The organism is Pseudoalteromonas sp. SG45-3 (assembly GCF_014164075.1).
Lineage (GTDB): Bacteria > Pseudomonadota > Gammaproteobacteria > Enterobacterales > Alteromonadaceae > Pseudoalteromonas > Pseudoalteromonas distincta.
Genome location: NZ_JACJEN010000012.1, coordinates 18,845 through 33,042, shown reverse-complemented (window position 1 = coordinate 33,042; position 14,198 = coordinate 18,845). Strand labels below are relative to the sequence as shown.

Genomic DNA, 14,198 nt, shown 5'->3' with positions numbered 1-14,198 from the left:
ATAACAAATCTGATTGATCTTTTTTCTTTAAATTTCGGTTTGGTAATATTTATAAGAGTTACTAGTAACGAATCTATTATCATGTCAAATACAAATTAAAAAACTACTACTCAGACACCTGATATGAACTAATACATACCAGGAGAAACAGTATGAACAACCCAACACAGTACCAAATAATTAAAGGCCCTTTGTATAATGAGTACGGCGTACTAGCAAGAGAAAAACAACCGTTAGTTATTCCCTACTTAGATGCTATTCAAAAAGTAATGGATAACGCTATCACAGAACATAAAAGAACGTTTGCAGTAAGAGTTGACTTAAGGTTACCTGATTATTCAAATACTATTGATTTAAATTGCAATGATGTTTGTACTCGTTTTATTGCATCACTTACAGCACAGATTAAAGCTGATGCGATACGTAAAAAGCGCAAAGGTAAAAAACCACACCCTTGTAGTGTTCGTTATATTTGGGCAAGGGAGAAAAACACTGCACATAGACAGCATTATCATTGGGTACTACTCTTCAATAAGGATAGATATCACTGCACAGGTAAGATTGACATCGGTAATGACAATTTATTTACTAGAATTACAGTTGCATGGGCTAGTGCTTTAAATTTACCTTTTCATGAAGTACTACAGTTTGTGCATTTACCAAAAAATGCTCATTACTACCTTGACGCTAACAATACAAATTTTAAAGCGGATTACAGCAGTCTTTATAAACGAGCTAGTTATTTAGCAAAGCTTAATACGAAACAATATGGCTTAGGGCAGCGTTGTTTTGGTTATAGTCAGAGGTGATACTTTAACTAAGACCTGTGCTTCTCATAAATTGTTCTAACGCGCTTTTGAGACCTTCAACTAGCTAAATAAGCTCAAACCCTTAGTATATAAGGGATGGCAAGTTCCCAAAATAGCATTACGAGAAGCGCTATTTACGCTACAAAAGCAAAAAAAGAACGCACTGCATAAATGCGTTCTTTGTTTACTTCTAATCAAATAAACTCGCTACTCCAGCCAACAAGCCACTAGCAAGAGCTAATGGCACCGTAACAGGTGCAGATGCCACACCTAACCCAACTACTATCGCACCAGATACAGCAGCTCCTGCTACAGCACCAGAGCTTACAGCAATAGCCGTTCGTCCGAGTGACGGCTCACTACTACCGGTTATCTGTTTAGATACTTCATTTCCTACTACACCGCATGTAACGGCTTTTTCTAACGACATAACAAACTTACTCCTATTATATGTAATAAATTTATAGCTCTAACTCTTCAAAGTCTTTATCGATTTCCTCCTGGGTTATTCCAATGTAACGCAGTGTCGTTGCTTCCGAGCTATGGCGAAGCATTTTCATTACACGGGCGATGTCTTGGGTTTTATGATAGAGGTGGTAACCTCGTGTTTTACGCATTGAGTGAGTACCTAGCTTTAAATTAAGCTCTTCACCCACTAACGCAAATGCTCTTGTAACAGCCCTGCGTGACAAGGGTCGTGGTATTGAACTCTTAGATTGTTGATTGCGATACGATTGAAATAAGTAAACATGATTGGGGTGAGTGATACGTACTTCGTGGATAAACGCTAATGCTTTCTGATTAAGCTTAATCTCTGCCAGCTTTCCTGTTTTACTCTCAAATATAATTAACCTGTCGTTTTGAATATCTGTAAACTTAACAGACAACAAATCAGATATACGCAATGCTAAGTTCAAACCTATATTCCAAATATGGCTCATCTGTTTAGAACACCGCTTTTCGAGCAAGTAACTAATTAACTTAACTGTATCAAGGTCCTTAATCGCTTGTACTTCAGCCATCGCCAACTCCTTACTCTGTTGTAATAGTGACCTGGTAGCAACCCGTGTTGTAATACTCAACAAAGTTAGCCACAAACAAGGTTAAAAGGTCCTTCCCCTCTCGTTCACTCAACCAGCCCACCAGCATGTGATATACCCGTTTAATCACAAAACGCACATCAATTTCCTTTACTAATTCAGAGTCCACTCGGCCCTGGTATGAAAAATCAGTAATATATACAAGCACCCAACCAATACCCCGTTTTTCTAGCCTTACCTCGACTGGATGAAAGCCACCGGCTTTAGCGCTGTAATCTTTATCACGAAAATTAATAATTAGCGCCTTAGCACATCCTACCGACTCCCCTGCTTTAGCAACTGCATTAACGATCACACCAAATAATGATTCTGGTACGTCTAATCCTGGCACTTGCTCTATTTTAATAGCCATAACCTACTCCCTTTAAATTAAGCCATGCTCAGCGAATGAATAGCTGGTTTCACCAATGATGATGTGATCGACTATCGAAACATCAATCAGGTTGAGCGCCTGCTGTAATTTGGTAGTAATTAACTTGTCGGCCTGTGACGGCGTACTGACGCCTGAGGGATGATTGTGCGCCAGTATTACGGATGCTGAATTTAGCGCTAATACTTCTTTAACTACCTCTCGTGGGTATACGCTTGCTGCGTTAATAGTACCCCTAAATAACTCTTTGTATTCAAGTATGCGGTTTTGGCTATCCAAAAACAGCACTGCAAACACTTCATGTTCAATCAAAGCCAGCTTATGTCTTAAATATTCTTCACTGTCTTTCGGGCATGTTAAAGCCCCATGCCTAAATTGCTTTTGAGCAATTATGTAAGCTGCTGCTTCAAGTATTTGTTCATCACTTACTGGGTGATCAAATTCGTATAGTGACTTGTTATTTTGCATTGTTATGCCCTCTTAATGGTTATGCAAAATAGTGATGTATATGTTTAACGCTTTTGTCTCGACTCAGTAAAAAATTACTACCCCCGGAAAGGATATGTACTACTAACCTAACCGGAGAAATCCCATGCGTTTAATCAAATTAAAAGAAGTTTTACATATCACAGGCCTAAGCCGTTCAACTGTTTATCGCTTTATGAGCGCTGGTGGATTTCCAATGAAAGTTGAGCTAGGTGGTAACTCTGTAGCCTGGGTAGAAAGTGAAGTTGAAGAATGGATAAGTGAAAAAATAGGAAAAAGAGATACAGCTTTGACTGTGGCTTAAAGTGCTAGCCCGTTATGGGGTAACACTAATAATGCTTAATTCATAGCAAAGTCTAAAGTCGGTTTTTAGAAGCACTACAAGTAGATTCCACAATACTTTTTGCTCTGCCAATTAGATTATTTAGCCCTTCCGTTTCTAGCAGGTCCTGTATATCAATTTCAAAACCACTTGTTATAACAGGAAAGTTATCTAGCTCTGAGGGCTCTGAACTCAATGGTATATTTGAGCATTTGGACCATAAATCATAATACCAGTTACCTGCTATTTCTTGATATGGGGAATAAGCTCTTACACTTAGAATACTGGTAGATTCTTCAATTGAAGTTTTTATCCCTAATGCATCAGGCTGACCACCTAAATCAGATTTACCATCAACAGCTGTGTCTAAATCAACTTTTATCTCAACTAAACAATGCCCTGGCACTATTTTGTTGTTATCAAAGTCAGTTTTAAATATAAAGTAACTAGACATAGCAGGTAATAAATCCCACTGCCATTTTTGAAATGGGTTTATACTCAAAGTCGCTGGTCTATCAAAATTAGCTGGTCGCCAGACATAAAAACTTAGACCTAGCTCACTAGCCAGTTTATCTAAATTACTATATAAACGCTGATAAAAAGCTACCAATAGGCGATGTCCTGTACGGACTTGCATTAAAAGTTCTGTGTTTGAATTATTGATATCCATCAATTTAATTTCCATTTAGTAATTGAGTTAAGAGATAAAGGTTGAAAGCTTGCTTTTGAAATATTATCAAGCCTCAACTTACTATCGATATTCAACCGCTCTTTTTCCAAGAGATATTCATGATTTAAAGTAATCGGCTTGAATGAAGCTAAAGTAAAGTCTTTCCATTCAAAGTTTTGAATATGCACATTGTAAAGCCCTAATGCGGCTATCATATCTTTTACAACGCGCTGCTCACGTAGTTCTCTAGTAACGAAAAGCTCTTTTAGCATAGGGACCAATTCATGCCAATTTTTTGCAGCAGCGTACTTAAGTACTTTAAAATCGTTTTCCAGCCTCTCAAGCTGTTGGTTAACTTCACCTTTAGATACACCACCTAAAGCCAAAAAATATAGTGGCTTATGCTTAAAGTTACTATTTAATAAGCCTTTAACCTCTCTAGACCACTGTTCAAAATATTGTTCACCTCCACTAGGTGGTTTAACTTCAATCAATATATTCACTTTTTTAAAGCATAAAATAACATCTGGCTCAACAAGGCTTTGCTGATCGTTAATTATAGTAAACCTCGGCCAGTACTCTATTTTTTCTAATTCACCTAGGGTTCTAGATAGATACAACTTATCTTTTATATCAAAGCACTTAGCCAATATAGTAATTTGAGACATTTGATCTAAGTAACTAAACCTTTCAAAAAAAGTAGACGTTAAAAGATCTTCATAAGCCTTAAATATTTCACGCCAAGAAACGGCATCACCTTGAGCATTTTCGATTCTGCCAGCTTTATTATTCAAAATTGCCATCAGCATAATAGGCACTCTTTTATTTTAATTATTAATAGTATCAAGCTAAAGTTCACCTCATCTCAAATTCTGGCCATGTTTTGCCATAATCTAATAACTTTTCTGAACTAGAGACAACAGTTAAACAACTTCCCTCTTCATGTCGTTTTAGCCGTGTAAGGCCTGTATAAATTAATGCGAGAGTTTTAAGGTCTGTCTTTGAACCAACATGAATCACTAAAGCTCTAGATTCCCATCCTTTAAAACTATGAAGTGTTGTAGCTTTAATACGAGCATCACCCATGTAAAAACCTACTTTTTGACGACGTGACTCCTGTGGATCCTGTGCAAATGTATGAACTGACTTGATACCATTTAGCCCGAGCTTCTTGATTACGTCATAACCAAACTGTTTGCTGTCGCATAAAAAGGTACTATCCACCACAGATAAACTATTGTTGTAATCATTAACTGTAGCTAACCTGAGGAGTTCCTCATTACAAGCTTGTGCTGCATTATTCTCATTTACGTGTACCCAACGAAGAAAACATGGCTCTATTGCTAAACCTTGCTGTACTGACTTAGGAAGATTTACCAGCTCAGGCGGCATAAATCTTGTTGCAAATTCACACGCTTTTTCTAAAGCCTCCTGTGGCAATCGATAACTTGTTTCAAGTTCACTCCAAGGTCCACTAAAACCCGCTCCTTTCATAGCATCATCTGTCCAAGATTTTGCTGTATCATAAATATCCTGAGTCGCATCAGCTACTAACAGCATTTCTCCATCAACTTTACGTACTTTCCTTAAAACAGACCACCAGCTAGGCATAAAATCTTGCCCTTCATCAACTAAAATCGCGTCGTATTTCGTTACTTCACTTTTTGGGTTGTCAAAGATACGCTCTAATAGATTAGGCAGCGCTACGTTTAATACTTCTTGGGTTGTACCTCCACTCCAAAGTTCTTTGTATTCAGTTTCATAACCACTTTCTTCACACACCCGTTTACACCAATAATGGAAGTTTAACCATGTAATATCTTTACGTGTTCTCCCTTGACTACTTGGCCAGCGAACAGCCACATCCATTAAATAATGAAGAAGTGTGATATTAAAGGTAACGACTAAAACATTTTTCCCCTGTCCTAGTAGCTCTGCAGCTCGAGCAGCAAGAACTAGTGACTTACCTGAGCCTGCAGCACCACGTATACGTCTATATCCGCTATTAGTTCTACTAGTCGCCAAGTCTTTTTGAGGCTTATCTAGCATTAAGGGTTTTCTTTGTTCTGCAGCAAAATCAGGCTCAATTAACCAGCTTTTAAAGTCTAGATAGAGCTCTTGATTCATAAACTTTGAATATAGACGTGCACCACCTGAAAATACTCGATTAATATCGCCACTTTGTAATGAATCAGCTCCAATAACAGGATTAAGATTAAAGTATTTATAGGTGTCTCGATACTTCATACTTTTATCGAAAAGGTTATGAAGTCGTTTTTCATCCGCAAAAGGAAAAATAACTCCTGCTGTAATAGCAGCAAAGCCAGAGACTTGCTGTAAACGAGGGCAATAGAGGTTAAAGATCTCTTGTTTATATTGGTATACTTTTTCTATAGGGTTTTGGCTTTGTAATGAGAAAGACTCTCCGCCCTTGGTTCCAATAAGTTTTGGCGCTCCTCTACCATGCCGCTCTTCAACATGATATTTCATGGCATCTAAATCCCAGTCTTTAATTTCGTAAACTGCGATACCAACTTTTGGATTTAATAATACAAAGTCAGGTCTTAAACCGTTTAAATGCGGCTGTATATAAATTTCCCAATCTTCAGCTAAATGTTTATCAAAAAACTCGAAGACTAGACGTTCACCTGCGGTCAGAGGCTGCCTTAACTTATCAAATTCAGATACGGGTGGTGATACAAATCGCGCCATAAAATTAAATTCCGTTTAAATTTTTACTGTGGGCTTTACCTTCAGAAAGTACTTTATCTACCCAATTGAGTGTAGATATCGCTTCTTCCTTACTGCATAAGTTAAAGCTAACTTTATCTGACTGAGTCCCCATTTCAGAACCTTCGGAGAATCCATGTCCAGCCTTAATAGCGCCTAATGATGAAATGATATAACGGTCATGAAAAAACTTGTTTGGGGCGGTAATTAGCTCGAATGAAGGTAAATTTTGGTATTTACTTAAGTATTGATTAGAGAAAATAACTTCCGGTTCTACAGTTTCCATACTAGTTACAAGTTTTATTAATGTAATACCAGAGTTGCTATTCATTTTAGCTAAAATCTCATCTAGTACAGGGTTTTCAGATAACCGAAAATACTGATCTACAATAGTTATAACGCCACCTAGCTTTATAAGTGGCTCTATCATCGATATTATTTCTGCCGAGCTTTTATTTACAGTAATTGTGGGAGACTTTAACCAGCGAACATCTTGTTCTAAGATATCTTCATGACTAATGGAGCTCGCAAAACTTTCAGAAATCACATAATTAAAAGGAGCTAAAACGATTTGGTTTTGACACCAATTAAACCAGCTACTTCCATTAACATCTCTTCGATATTTTGGCAGTATAATAAAGGGGTTAACTTTTTCTTTTTGAAGCTTATTTAGATAGTTCGTAATTGATTTTTTTCTTACAGGTTTGAGTTGTTCAGACTCTTTTGCAGCTTTATGAGCTTCTTGGGCCCATTTCTTAAGAGGTGCAATAATATAACGCCCTTTCTCATAACCAAATTCAGTTTTTAATAAGCTATAATAATGAAACTCAGCTAAGCAACGGGGATCGAAAGCTACTTCTTGATACATCAGAATAACTCCTCATCACGTTCATCAAAAAAGCCACCAGGCCAATCTTTTTCAAAGTCACCATCAGAGGTAATATCAAGCTTTTTGACTATAACCCCCTCTTTTGACTTAGACAAAAAAATCACACTAATATCATTGGGTAAAACCGGGACTTGACCAACAGGTAAATTACCATCAGAAGTTTCTCTAACTCTTCGTAAGAGTCTGAGTATTAGATGCTCACTATGTGTCTCAATTAAAAAACTACCCTTGGTATTGCTTTGTGTGAGTAAGTCACCAATAGCGACTTGAACACGAGGGTGAACATGTAATTCAGGTTGTTCACAGGCAATAATGCCTTTTTTATTAGATTGACTTGCTACAATTAGAGGTAATAATTGCGACACACCTACACCAATATCAGATGCATTGATTTCAATATTATTATGGCAGTCCCATAAAGTGGATGCTGTCCACTTATCGAACTCCTGGCCTACATATAGACTCGAGTGAAAATCTTTACTCTTACGTAATTCTTCAATGTACTCCCTGTCTATATAGCTTTCTTTAGCATCAGGATTTTCTTTTGATACAGAAACTTTTAATGATTCACCAATAACATCAGACATTGCTAGTACATCTTCAACAGTTTTCAACTCCATCGTTGGCGTCACATAACGCGATGTTAACTCATCAGTCTTGTAGACCAATTTATAACCTAAATTCAATTTATCTTTGTCGAACAACCATCTGTTTATTTCTGTATCACGTATTAAGTCCAGCTTTTGTAACTCATCCCAACATGCTTTACCTTTGTACCAATCTGCTTGTTCAGGATAAGGATTATGCTGATAATTTGCATCGGGTATATGCCTCAAAGGCCCTATACAAAGGCTATTATTTAATAAGGCTAATAAATTATCCAATGGTGAAATAAAAATATCGCTCAATATTTCATGTATTAATAAGGTTTGAGTTTCATCTGATAATTCAAATGGTGTTTTCAAAGAGCGCCCTAATGAAGGAGCCGCTCCAATACGGCTATTAATTCCAATTGTCTGCTGTAAAGTCTTGCTACCATTTATAGTCAGTAATCTTCCGTCTTTTACTATAAGCTCATGTAATTCATTAATAAAACATTCATCAGACAAGCTAACTTTATCATTTTCAGTATATAAGCTTAGTAAATCATCTGCACCTTTGCTGATCTCTCTAGCTGTTGGTAATTCAATCCCATTTAATTGAAAAGCTTCCGTAATAAGTTCTGGGTGAATATGACCATTTTCGAAAGACGATACTATAAACTCATCTTGCCCCTGTGGCTGAAGTAAAGGATGTAAATAGTTAATTGCAACTATCTGCGGTTGCATTTTATTCGCGTCGCTTTCAATTTGAGCTACACCTACACCATCTAAACGTACGATATATTTCGAGATATAAGCGTCCTTTAGCTTAAAAGACCACCTAATCTCAAATTTAACTTCTACTTTATTTGCTTCGACTGCTGGGCTATCTAAATAAAAACCAAGGGCCTCTGGAAGTAAATCTATTAATTTGTAGTAACTCTCACCAATTTCGCCACATTTATCGTATTCGACACCAATAGTTATACTTTTATTTAAATCTTTACCATTAACTAAGTTTTCAAATCCACCAATATGTTTATGCCCCATAGCATCAATAAACATAGGGTTACATTGTTCTTTTGCTAATATTTGCTGCAAGTAAAATAATGCAGTTATCAACGAGCTTTTACCTACACTATTAGGCCCAAAAAGCAAAGTAACTGGAGCAAACTCAACTTCCTGCTCTTCTTTAAAAGACTTGAAGTTACCCAAAGTAAGTTTTGTTATTCTCATTTTCTTCCTTAAATTATTATTTAAAGCTCATCGATCCCGACGTTCTAAACTTCAGTTATATATCCACTTTTAATTGAAGTACTTTCGCAACTTAAAATTATGAGATATCTTTAATATTATTCTTTTATTGCTCAAAATTAATTTCACAAGCTTGCAAAGTAGTAAGCTCATCCTTAGTGCCACTTAACCTCACAGCCCCATTGACGACATTAGCTCATGCTCACTCACAACTTCAGGCGTTACTACCGCATCTCTTAGCATGGTTTTCTTTGCGAGTAGTTTGTCTAGGTTCACATCAAACGAATCATATTCTGGGTGTAAAAGGCAGGGTAAGTGAATAAACACAGGCTTTTTTTGACCAATACGATAAACACGATCTGTAGCTTGCGCTTCTTTTGCGGGGTTCCAGTGGCGTTCTAAGTGAACTACATGGTTTGCACCAACAACCGTTAAGCCAACACCTGCCGCTACAGGCGACATAATTATAATGTTAAAGCCTTCTTCTGCTTCAAAGTCAGTGATCATCCCTTTACGAGATAGCTGATCTTTTTTTGTAGCAATCGCTTTGCTGTCTCCGTTAATAACATGAATGTTTAGCTCATAAATTTTGTCTAAGCATATTTTAAGAACAGCCTGAAGCTTTTTAGTCGTCGCAAAAATAATTACTTTCTCTTGTTTGTTTTTTATATCTGACAATATATCTAACAACATACGCAACTTTTCAGACTCTTGTAAATTACGCTGTGCCTCTTTGGCATTATTAGGTGGCTGTTTAAAAACCTCATCAAGCCTTGGATGCAAACTAACAGCTCTTAATTGCTGTAGTACTGTTAAAGCATGGCCGCCGCCCTGCTCTTTTGCTTTCTCCTTTCTATAATCTTCAACAATTTGGTTGTAGCCAAGCAACTGACCTCCGGTCATATTACGAGCTAACTCTGGAGCAAATGCCATATTGTCAGCCAAGTCTTTATGAATACCTGTTTTTATTGTTTTAGTAGGCATTCCGGTTAGCTCGTCTTCCTTGGTTCGGCGTAACATAAACTGCCCAGCAGCATTACGTAAATCGTTACCAACTTCTAAACGCACCTCTGCTTTTTCTTCCTCATTAGCACTACTTATTGGCTTAATCCAGCGCTCTCTAAAATAGCCCCAATCGCCTAATAGCCCTGGTTGCGCTGTATCCATTAAACACCAAAACTCGCTTAAACTATTTTCAACAGGAGTACCTGTAGCTAGTAATTTAAAATCAGCTTTTAGTGCTTTAGCTGCACGTGTTGCTTGAGTATTTGGGTTTTTAATATTTTGAGCTTCATCAAATATTACAATTCCCCAGTCAATAACACATAAAGAAAATTGGTAATCCCGTAGCGTTTGATAAGTCGTAATAACAACACGTCTATCCATATCTAAACGCTTTGTTGCTGCATCAGCCCCAACATGCAAAGCGTAACGAATAGATTTATGATCAGCATGCGAATCATTCATTACCGTCGCAAGCTGCATAGACTCTCGTTCAGCCCCTTGAACTTTAAACTCTTTTAAATCCCTTGATGACTGCAGGACTTTAATATCTCTAAATGGGGAATCTTTAAAAGTAGCTTCAACCTCTTGTTCCCAATTTTCCAGTAAACTAAGTGGAGCGACTATTAATATGGGCTTTTCGGATTTATTGCTTTGCTGCTGCATCGACAAGTACTCAGCCAGCATAACTAACGTCATATAGGTTTTACCAAGCCCCATATCATCGGCTAGTAAAGCCCCTTGCACTCTATACATATCATCATGGTTATCTAATTGCGCTGACTTAAGTAACGACATCATCCAGCTAATGCCAGACTCTTGATGAGGGAAAGGTGTTCGCGCTAAATTAGTTCTGTCAAAACTAATAGCTCGGTCTAACTGCGCAACTTTATTTACAATGTCTTGATTATGTTCTTCCGCATCTTTTAGTAACAAAGAAACTTGCTCTTTACGAACCAGAGTATCTTCAACTTCAGGCGTATCTGAGTCATCAGGAGGGTTTGCTAAATTTTCTCTTACCTCTGCGAGTGTTTCACTAACTCGCTGCTCATCGCGTATGTCAATTAACTCATCATCAACAACAACACTATCTGCATTTTGCCCTTTAGCTTGCTGGTAACTTTGCTCAAACGATACAACATCTTCCTCGCATTCAAGCAACTTAACTAAGCGCTCTGGTGGCTCACTATCTGTATTTGTCGAAAACCAGCCATTACTGCCATCGCTGTCTTGACCAAAAGGAATGTGTACCATTTTGCCAATACCAGCAACTCTGAGAGAAAACCCAAGATCGAGATTAAGAATAGACGCATCTAAAAAAGCTGAAGGGGTTTTAATAAATTCTGCGACTTTGTGTGCAGGAATGGTTCTATTTTGCAGTACTTCTTTAACAGCTTGTTTTTTATCGTCAGTAAGTAAAACAATGCGGTCTTTTATTCGCATTACTTGCCCGTCGCCCTGTAACTGAGCTAAGCGATTTTGTAAGTCTTCAGATGATGATCCATCACCAAAGCTTGGGCTAAGCTCTAGGCTACCATCAACCTGTTGATTTGCTGTTACTGTAATTTGTTGTGGTTGTACTAAATCAAATTTATCAAAATGTTTTAAATCTAGTTTTAACCCATCTTTAACTGCTTGCTGTAACTTAGCAACTGCCAACACATTATTTAGCTCAGTGCGGTCATCGGGCGTAAGCGACGAATGTTTTTCTACGGCTAAAACAGCATTAAGCTGCTCTGGCGTCATTAAATATTGTGTTTGCTCACTAAAAAAAAGTATCGGTCCTTTTCTTTTTACTGGATATTTTTGCTGCTCAAATTTTGCAAACAACTGCAGCGAAAAGCTACTTTTAGTTGTTCTACCTTGAATATCAACGTCAAAGTCATTATTAAAAAAAGGCGGTAACCCTAAAACTTCTGCATCTTCTGGGTCTAATAAACATGCTTGCTCACTATCAAGCCTAAAGCCATTAGGCAGTGTTTCAGCAATATGTCTTTCTTCAAGCATTTTAAGTACTACATGCTGAATAAGCTGACTACTTGCACCCTCACCTTTGTTTAGGCAATGAAATGTAGCTTCATTAGTGGCAAAATTAACGCCATACGAGTCATATACTAAGGAGTATTTATCGTCCGCTAAATGACTATTTTTATTATTAGGCAAAAGCCCTTTTATCAAACTAACAAGTGACATGTATTTTTAAATCCCTTTTTAATATTCCTAAAGTTCATGCTTTTCTCTGAAGTGGGCTACAGCGAACGGCTCCATAACTCTTCAGAGTTTAAGGTGACCCTGCCTTTTGTACGTAAAGAGTAAAGTGCAAAATTTACCTGGTGAACACTTTTGCGAAGCTCAAACTCCTGCGCTAAGATATTAGTAATTGAGTTACTATTTATAGGTTGATGTACATCTAGTACATGCAAAATTAAAGACTCCAGCGATTGAGTGGCTTCCGTTTTTGTATCTACTTCTATTTCTACTTTTTCTTTACTTCCTAAAACAGGTAATCCATACCGACTTATATATCTTCTGTATTCGTCTTTATAAAACAGTTTTTCTAAATCGAGTTCAATACCGTTTTGAGTTAAAAACTCTATGGCCCTGTTTTGCCAAGTTGTAGGTGAGTGAGTTATATCCTTAAAATTACCATTAGGATAAAGTTCTCTAAAATCTTTAGGAAAGCGATGTATTAAATCGGAGCGGGTAAATTCACTGAGTGAATAATCTATTAGCTTTTCACTAGGTAGGCCCATATAAATCCAAAGTTTAAACTCATGTGAACCTTCTACTATGTGAAAGTCTCCACAATCTAGATAGATAATAGAAGTGTGAGTTTCTTGAGATCCACTTAAATTTATATAATTTATTTTAAGGTCATTCCCCAATACAGTCTTTACTGTCTTCGCAGCATTAGTACCGAGCATTAAGCGGGTATTACGCACAAATCCATGTTCATAAAGCCCTTCTAAAAAGCGCTTACGTGCAGGGAACATTCTATTTAACGCTTCATCGCCGGTGTAATTTGCGTACTCTTCAATAGCGCCTAAAAATAGCCGCAAGTCTTCTTTGGCAAGCCAGCTTGTCACTGCTTTTACTCTATTCTCACCAATGGGCTTCCACCACTGGCGGTAATTTGTAGCAGTATTAGCAATACGCGGGTCGCCCGCTAAGTTCAGTACAAAGTTTTGCCATATTTCACTGGGTGCGCCTTGAGAGCGGTCAATAATAATTTCAAGCGCTATGTGCCCTATTCGTTTACCTTCTTCAAAAGGCATAGTGGCAACATCGTGCTTTAAAAGCTCATGCAGCACATCATGTTGCTCACCAACGGGAATTTCTTTCAGTGTATCCAGGTAATATTGCGCGTGGCAAATATCTAAAAAACGCCCTTGCGGCAGCTCGTTTAAGCGTAGTTTTTTTAATTGTTCGCTTAAGTCTAAGTGGTTTTGTTTGGCAAGGTTAACCAAAGCCTTAGGAGCGGTTAAATCAAACAGCCATTTAGCCTGATTAAGCACAGACAAAATTGTGTCGCTTGTATTTTTGCGATCTTTTAAACGTTGCTCTATTTGCTGGTTAAGCCACTGCGTTAATCGATTAAAAATATTGCCATCAACCAGTGCATCAAAATAACGATAAACTAACGAAATTAAATTCATTAACGACGACATACCCAGTTTGGGATGTTTAGCTTGTATGTAATCTATTGTTTCTTCGTTTAAGGAGTTTTTTCTTACGTCTTCTTTATCTATCCATAACTGAGTTAAAACACGCACGCCTTTTCGCTTAATTAAAATTTGTTTAAGCTTTTCTTTTTGATCGTACATAACGTAGCGATTAATCTGTTGCTCAAGGGCTTTAAACTCTTCGCCTTGCCCTGCACCATCAGCAATTTTTTTTGTTTGTAATGTTAGGCTACTCCACTGTTGTGACATACGCTCCCAGTTAAACTGAGCAAGCTCTGGAATAGGAGGTAAATGCAGCATAA

The 14,198-nt window shown here is 37.5% G+C and carries 13 protein-coding genes; 2 read left to right on the top strand and 11 right to left on the bottom strand.

Annotated elements, in window-relative coordinates; all coding sequences use genetic code 11:
- Positions 1 to 152: 152 nt before the first annotated feature.
- Positions 153 to 809 (top strand): inovirus Gp2 family protein, encoded by a 657-nt coding sequence (locus H5126_RS13780; RefSeq protein WP_182721172.1) that lies wholly within the window; start codon positions 153 to 155, stop codon positions 807 to 809.
- Positions 810 to 999: 190 nt separating this feature from the next.
- Here H5126_RS13780 and H5126_RS13775 read toward each other — a convergent pair whose 3' ends face one another.
- Genes H5126_RS13775 through radC form a run of 4 tightly spaced genes read right to left on the bottom strand, consistent with a single transcriptional unit; the run spans position 1,000 to position 2,747 of the window.
- Positions 1,000 to 1,239, bottom strand: a complete 240-nt coding sequence (locus H5126_RS13775) for a hypothetical protein (RefSeq protein WP_138488857.1) — start codon at positions 1,237 to 1,239, stop codon at positions 1,000 to 1,002.
- Positions 1,240 to 1,270: 31 nt separating this feature from the next.
- The gene (locus tag H5126_RS13770) at positions 1,271 to 1,831 is read right to left on the bottom strand and encodes a tyrosine-type recombinase/integrase (protein WP_024595710.1); all 561 of its coding nucleotides are present in this window, start codon (positions 1,829 to 1,831) and stop codon (positions 1,271 to 1,273) included.
- A 10-nt stretch (positions 1,832 to 1,841) separates the two neighbouring features.
- Positions 1,842 to 2,261, bottom strand: coding sequence for a DUF2787 family protein (locus tag H5126_RS13765; RefSeq protein ID WP_182721171.1), 420 nt, complete (start codon positions 2,259 to 2,261; stop codon positions 1,842 to 1,844).
- Between the two features lie 12 nt (positions 2,262 to 2,273).
- Positions 2,274 to 2,747, bottom strand: coding sequence for a DNA repair protein RadC (gene radC, locus H5126_RS13760; protein ID WP_182721170.1), 474 nt, complete (start codon positions 2,745 to 2,747; stop codon positions 2,274 to 2,276).
- A gap of 124 nt (positions 2,748 to 2,871) precedes the next feature.
- Here radC and H5126_RS13755 point away from each other — a divergent pair, with 124 nt between their 5' ends.
- Positions 2,872 to 3,069 (top strand): AlpA family transcriptional regulator, encoded by a 198-nt coding sequence (locus tag H5126_RS13755; RefSeq protein WP_024595708.1) that lies wholly within the window; start codon positions 2,872 to 2,874, stop codon positions 3,067 to 3,069.
- Between the two features lie 52 nt (positions 3,070 to 3,121).
- On the opposite strand, the gene H5126_RS13750 is transcribed toward H5126_RS13755, so the two are convergent.
- The 7 genes from H5126_RS13750 to H5126_RS13720 all read right to left on the bottom strand — a co-directional run bounded on the left by H5126_RS13750 (position 3,122) and on the right by H5126_RS13720 (position 14,196).
- Positions 3,122 to 3,757: a hypothetical protein gene (locus H5126_RS13750; RefSeq protein ID WP_024595707.1), complete on the bottom strand. Its 636-nt coding sequence runs from the start codon at positions 3,755 to 3,757 to the stop codon at positions 3,122 to 3,124.
- Complete coding sequence (locus H5126_RS13745; protein WP_182721169.1) at positions 3,757 to 4,566, bottom strand: hypothetical protein; 810 nt, start codon at positions 4,564 to 4,566, stop codon at positions 3,757 to 3,759. Before H5126_RS13745 ends, H5126_RS13750 begins: the two co-directional genes overlap by 1 nt.
- Before the next feature lie 46 nt (positions 4,567 to 4,612).
- Complete coding sequence (locus H5126_RS13740; RefSeq protein WP_182721168.1) at positions 4,613 to 6,469, bottom strand: NERD domain-containing protein; 1,857 nt, start codon at positions 6,467 to 6,469, stop codon at positions 4,613 to 4,615.
- 4 nt (positions 6,470 to 6,473) lie between these two features.
- Entirely contained in the window at positions 6,474 to 7,355 is an 882-nt protein-coding gene (locus H5126_RS13735; protein WP_182721167.1) for a hypothetical protein, read from the bottom strand.
- A complete protein-coding gene (locus tag H5126_RS13730; protein WP_182721166.1) occupies positions 7,355 to 9,193 on the bottom strand; it encodes an AAA family ATPase in 1,839 nt (612 codons plus the stop codon). The genes H5126_RS13735 and H5126_RS13730 overlap by 1 nt, the downstream gene beginning before the upstream one ends.
- A gap of 189 nt (positions 9,194 to 9,382) precedes the next feature.
- A complete protein-coding gene (locus H5126_RS13725) occupies positions 9,383 to 12,406 on the bottom strand; it encodes a DEAD/DEAH box helicase (RefSeq protein WP_182721165.1) in 3,024 nt (1,007 codons plus the stop codon).
- A 56-nt stretch (positions 12,407 to 12,462) separates the two neighbouring features.
- Entirely contained in the window at positions 12,463 to 14,196 is a 1,734-nt protein-coding gene (locus H5126_RS13720; protein ID WP_182721164.1) for an EH signature domain-containing protein, read from the bottom strand.
- Positions 14,197 to 14,198 lie beyond the last annotated feature (2 nt).

What these genes read in the sequence shown, in the direction of transcription:
- H5126_RS13755 (WP_024595708.1), top strand. Translation starts at nt 2,872, where the DNA reads ATGCGTTTAATCAAATTAAAAGAAGTTTTACATATCACAGGCCTAAGC.
- H5126_RS13770 (WP_024595710.1), bottom strand. Translation starts at nt 1,831, where the DNA reads ATGGCTGAAGTACAAGCGATTAAGGACCTTGATACAGTTAAGTTAATT.
- H5126_RS13720 (WP_182721164.1), bottom strand. Translation starts at nt 14,196, where the DNA reads ATGCTGCATTTACCTCCTATTCCAGAGCTTGCTCAGTTTAACTGGGAG.
- H5126_RS13730 (WP_182721166.1), bottom strand. Translation starts at nt 9,193, where the DNA reads ATGAGAATAACAAAACTTACTTTGGGTAACTTCAAGTCTTTTAAAGAA.
- H5126_RS13735 (WP_182721167.1), bottom strand. Translation starts at nt 7,355, where the DNA reads ATGTATCAAGAAGTAGCTTTCGATCCCCGTTGCTTAGCTGAGTTTCAT.
- H5126_RS13780 (WP_182721172.1), top strand. Translation starts at nt 153, where the DNA reads ATGAACAACCCAACACAGTACCAAATAATTAAAGGCCCTTTGTATAAT.
- radC (WP_182721170.1), bottom strand. Translation starts at nt 2,747, where the DNA reads ATGCAAAATAACAAGTCACTATACGAATTTGATCACCCAGTAAGTGAT.
- H5126_RS13740 (WP_182721168.1), bottom strand. Translation starts at nt 6,469, where the DNA reads ATGGCGCGATTTGTATCACCACCCGTATCTGAATTTGATAAGTTAAGG.
- H5126_RS13745 (WP_182721169.1), bottom strand. Translation starts at nt 4,566, where the DNA reads ATGCTGATGGCAATTTTGAATAATAAAGCTGGCAGAATCGAAAATGCT.
- H5126_RS13775 (WP_138488857.1), bottom strand. Translation starts at nt 1,239, where the DNA reads ATGTCGTTAGAAAAAGCCGTTACATGCGGTGTAGTAGGAAATGAAGTA.
- H5126_RS13765 (WP_182721171.1), bottom strand. Translation starts at nt 2,261, where the DNA reads ATGGCTATTAAAATAGAGCAAGTGCCAGGATTAGACGTACCAGAATCA.
- H5126_RS13725 (WP_182721165.1), bottom strand. Translation starts at nt 12,406, where the DNA reads ATGTCACTTGTTAGTTTGATAAAAGGGCTTTTGCCTAATAATAAAAAT.
- H5126_RS13750 (WP_024595707.1), bottom strand. Translation starts at nt 3,757, where the DNA reads ATGGATATCAATAATTCAAACACAGAACTTTTAATGCAAGTCCGTACA.